The 4,188-nt window shown below is 46.1% G+C and carries 4 protein-coding genes; 1 reads left to right on the top strand and 3 read right to left on the bottom strand.

Features of this window, described 5'->3' with window-relative positions; translation table 11 throughout:
• The 3 genes from mltF to waaA all read right to left on the bottom strand — a co-directional run.
• Positions 1–1,354, bottom strand: a 1,354-nt coding sequence (mltF, locus tag B3O33_RS14805) for a membrane-bound lytic murein transglycosylase MltF (RefSeq protein ID WP_292363889.1), incomplete at its 3' end; no start/stop codon positions are given.
• A 78-nt stretch (positions 1,355–1,432) separates the two neighbouring features.
• Complete coding sequence (gene tadA, locus B3O33_RS14800; RefSeq protein ID WP_349676074.1) at positions 1,433–1,861, bottom strand: tRNA adenosine(34) deaminase TadA; 429 nt, start codon at positions 1,859–1,861, stop codon at positions 1,433–1,435.
• A gap of 7 nt (positions 1,862–1,868) precedes the next feature.
• A complete protein-coding gene (gene waaA / locus B3O33_RS14795) occupies positions 1,869–3,143 on the bottom strand; it encodes a lipid IV(A) 3-deoxy-D-manno-octulosonic acid transferase (protein WP_292362015.1) in 1,275 nt (424 codons plus the stop codon).
• A gap of 85 nt (positions 3,144–3,228) precedes the next feature.
• Here waaA and lpxL point away from each other — a divergent pair, with 85 nt between their 5' ends.
• Positions 3,229–4,152: an LpxL/LpxP family Kdo(2)-lipid IV(A) lauroyl/palmitoleoyl acyltransferase gene (gene lpxL / locus B3O33_RS14790; RefSeq protein WP_292362016.1), complete on the top strand. Its 924-nt coding sequence runs from the start codon at positions 3,229–3,231 to the stop codon at positions 4,150–4,152.
• The last annotated feature ends 36 nt before the right edge of the window (positions 4,153–4,188 follow it).

The following is a 4,188-nucleotide window of genomic DNA, read 5'->3' as shown; positions in this document are numbered from 1 at the left end:
CATGGTGCAACATAATATCGTAGTAACGACGAATATTGCCTACGTAACGAACCGGTTCACCACCACGGGCATAACCATAACGGGTCTGGCTGAACCATTGCTGTTTTGCCAGTAATGGCAAATTTTCCCGTACGTCTGACCAGCGATCCGGATTACCGCCATTTTTTTCAGTGAGAACTCTGGCATCTTCCAGATGACCAAGCCCGATATTGTAGGCGGCCAGTGCAAGCCAGGTCCGATCCGGTTCAGCAATACGTTCAGGCAAACGGTTTTTCATAATGGTCAGATAGGCGGTACCAGCAAAGATACTTTGTTCAGGATCCTCCCGGTCACTGACCCCCATTTCTTTTGCAGTAGCCTGTGTCAGCATCATCAAGCCACGTACACCAGTGCTGGAAACAGCTTGTGGATTCCAGTGTGATTCCTGATAGGCAATTGCAGCCAGTAACCGCCAATCATAATCATAAGCCAATGCCGCTGCTCTAAACATAGATTCATATTGTGGCAAATGTGTCTGAATCCGACGGTGAATGGCACGCGAATCCACATAATCAAAACGTCGAATATGACCGAAATAGGTTTCAATTAATTGATCCAGATAGCCGGAAGTTTCGATTTGATCAAAAAAAGCATTTACAGCGAGTTGTAAACTCATATCATCACTGCGTCGCATACCCCAGGCTAATGGTTGCGGATCGGATACATCAAATGCGACCCGTAACTCAGGATAAAGACTATGACTGGCGGCCATCTCGTTGGAATCAACTATGGTGTAGTCAATCAACTCAAGCTGGACCAGTTCCAGTAAACCGCTGGTATCGATTGTCTGATTTTCGGTCCAGGACAATAAAGGGATTTCCTGCTGCAACACAGTGAGTTGTTCGGCGTGACTGCTATTGGCAACTATTTCTAACTGACCGCTGCTGATTTCAGTTATATCGCGAGGTTTTTGACTGCCATGACGGTAAATAAGCTGTTGCGTCACTTCATGATAAATAGGGCCGAACCGCAATCTGTTCTGTCTTGCTCGGGTGATGGTTAACCCTGCCGCCGCAATATCTGCCTGACCATTTTCAATCATATCAAGCGTCTTACTGAGGTTATCGGGGACAGTGACTTTGAGCTCAACATCGAGATAATCAGCAAACGCTTTTGCCAGATCGTACTCAAAGCCGGCCAGTTGCCCCCCGTTATTGTAATAACTGGTCAAGCCGTAGCGGCTGACGACACGGAGTTCGCCACGCTCCAGAATCTGTTCAAGTTGATTGCTGGGGGCATTGCAAGCGCTCAATATGCAGAGCATGAAAATGAGAAAAATTGGCTTTTTCAAAACTTCACTCTGACAGTAGGGCATGAAATTATCCTACATAAGTATCGCTTTGCCCAACAAATTCCCCGAAACTTACAATTGAAAACTGGGGAAGTGTGATGTTCATCGCTTAGAGCGGAAGAAATCTCTTAGCATTTGACTGCTTTCCTCAGCCAGCACGCCTTGTTCACACTTAACCCGATGATTCAGCTGGCTGGTATTAAAAATATCAAAGCAGCTACCGGCCGCGCCGGTTTTCGGTTCAGTGGCCGCGTAAACCACCCGTTCAATTCTGGCATGCACAATGGCACCTGCACACATGATGCAAGGCTCCAATGTGATGTACATTGTAGAATTCGGCAGTCGATAATTCTGTTGCTGCAAACAGGCAGCACGTAAGGCAATAATTTCGGCATGAGCTGAAGGATCCTGTTGACTGATAGGTTGATTCCAACCCGATCCAATAAGTTCATTGTTTAATACAATGACTGCGCCGACAGGAACCTCTCCATATTGTTCGGCTTGTTGCGCCAGTTTCAATGCCTGGCGCATCCAGTATTCATCGTTGACCATGACGGATATAAATATCGATAAGGTTGAGCAAACGTTGGCTGGCTCCCTTGCTCTGTTCAATTAATTGTCTGCCTGCATCCCCCATTTCAGCGCGACGTTGGGGGGCTTTCAATAAATCAATCACCGTATCAGCTAATTGCTCAGGATTTTTAACTTCAATCGCCGCATGGTGTTCGAGAAACTGCTTGGTAACTTCAAGAAAGTTAAAATAATGCGGTCCAGTGATAACGGGTCTGGAAAGCGCTGCAGGTTCCAGTAAATTGTGGCCACCATGAGCAACAAGACTGCCACCAATAAATGCGACATCTGCAGTTCCATAAAAAATAGATAGTTCACCCATGGTATCGACAACCAATGCCTGGATCTGACTGCCACAGGGCTTATTTTCACTTCTACGAAGTGTGTTTAACCCTGCACGTCGGCATAAAGCGGCTACGCGATCAAAACGTTCAGGATGGCGCGGTACAATAACTAACAATAAATCACGAAACTGTCCGCGAATTTTGCGAGCAGCATCTATGATTTGTTCTTCTTCCCCTTCATGGGTACTGGCAGCAATAAACACCGGACGGTTTCCCCACAATGAACGAATCGCTTCTGCTCGTTCCACAGAGCTGGCGGGTAAGGTAATTTCATATTTGAGGTTTCCCACAGCGTGGACTTTTTCTTTGTATGCACCGAGCTGAAGAAATCTTTCGCGATCACTGTGAGTCTGAGTGGCAATTAATGGCAAGCTTTGCAGCATTTGCCGTGTCAGCTTACTGACCTTTTGATAGCCATGGGCACTGCGGGCGGATAGTCTCGCATTGGCAATCACGACGGGAATGGATTGTTCAGCACAGATCAGAATCAGGTTAGGCCATAATTCCGTTTCCATAATAATCCCAAATTGGGGCCGCATAGCCTTTAAGAAACGTTTAATGGCAAAAGGCAGATCGTAAGGCAAGTAAACATGTAGAACGCTGTCGGCAAACAGGCTTTTCACCCGTGCACTGCCGGTTGGGGTCATGGTGGTGATTAAAATCTGATGCTCAGGATATCGTTGCTGTAAACCACTAATTAAGGGTCTGCAGGCCTCTGCTTCGCCCACTGATACAGCATGAACCCAGATCAGGTTTTGTTCAGAAATGCGTTTGGGAATACTGCCAAAACGTTCGTTCCAACGCTTGAAGTAATCCGGTGCCTTGAACCCTCGCCAGATCAATCTGATCAGGACGAGTGGTAAAGCCAGATAAAATAATATTGTGTAAAAGACTTTCAAATTGGACTCACAACGGGCAGTTTTTTTAAGCTTAAATTGAGTTGGGATGATAGCATAGACGCTGTTTTGTATTGTTATTGAACAAATGAATATTCTCAGTAAAAAATTCCTGCACCCGCGATTCTGGCCAAATTGGATTGGTTTGTTCCTGATGCGACTCTCCATTTATTTGCCCAAAACCTGGCAATTGTTTGCTGGCCAGACTTTGGGAAGATTGATGCGATTGTTTATGAAAGATCGTGAGCGTGTTGCTAAGCGGAATATTGAACTATGCTTCCCCGACATGAGCTCTCTGGAGCGCAAGGAATTGCTTAGTGAAAATATGCTAACAATGGGGATGATGCCGATTGAAACAGCTATCAGTTGGTGGGCCAGTGACAAAAGTCTCGAAAAACGTGTCGAATACCACGGACTAGAACATATCCAAAATGCATTGGCAAAAGGCAAAGGTGTGCTGTTACTGACAGGACACTTTACCAGTATGGAGCTAGGCGGTCGGCTGATTATGTTGAAACAGCCTTGTTATGTCATGTTCCGGGAGTTAAAAAGTCCTTTATTTAATGCGGTTATGCTGCAGCAGCGTCAACGCCATAGTGAGGGAACAATATTGCAGGCGGACATGCGAGGCATGTTGCGGGCATTAAAAAAGAATAAGGTTGTCTGGTATGCGCCGGATCAGGATTTTGGTCGCAGAACCAGTGTCTTTGCAAAATTTTTCGGCATCAATGCGGCGACAATTCCAGCGACAGCTCGACTTGCCAAAATGAGCGGAGCAGTGATAGTGCCATATGTTCCGAGACGTATGGCGAATGGGAATTACTCAATTGATATTGGTCCTGCATGGGAAAACTATCCAGTAGGCGATGAACTGGCTGATGCGCAAAGAGTAAATGACTGGATTGAATCGGAAATAAAAAAATCGCCGGCGCAATACTTCTGGGTGCACCGGCGTTTTAAAACTCAGCCTGAAGGCAAGGGCTTGCTATATAAAAAGCCCGGAAAGGATTAATCCTGCATATTCACCTTTAAGATTCCAGCGGAGGTG

This window comes from Methylophaga sp. UBA1464 (genome assembly GCF_002325665.1).
Taxonomy (GTDB): domain Bacteria; phylum Pseudomonadota; class Gammaproteobacteria; order Nitrosococcales; family Methylophagaceae; genus Methylophaga.
Note: the sequence above shows the minus strand (reverse complement) of the source record. Positions and strands in the feature narration are given on the sequence as shown.

Coding starts and splice junctions, on each gene's coding strand:
- tadA (WP_349676074.1), bottom strand. CDS start 1,861: ATGCGCCAGGCATTGAAACTGGCGCAACAAGCCGAACAATATGGAGAG.
- lpxL (WP_292362016.1), top strand. CDS start 3,229: ATGAATATTCTCAGTAAAAAATTCCTGCACCCGCGATTCTGGCCAAAT.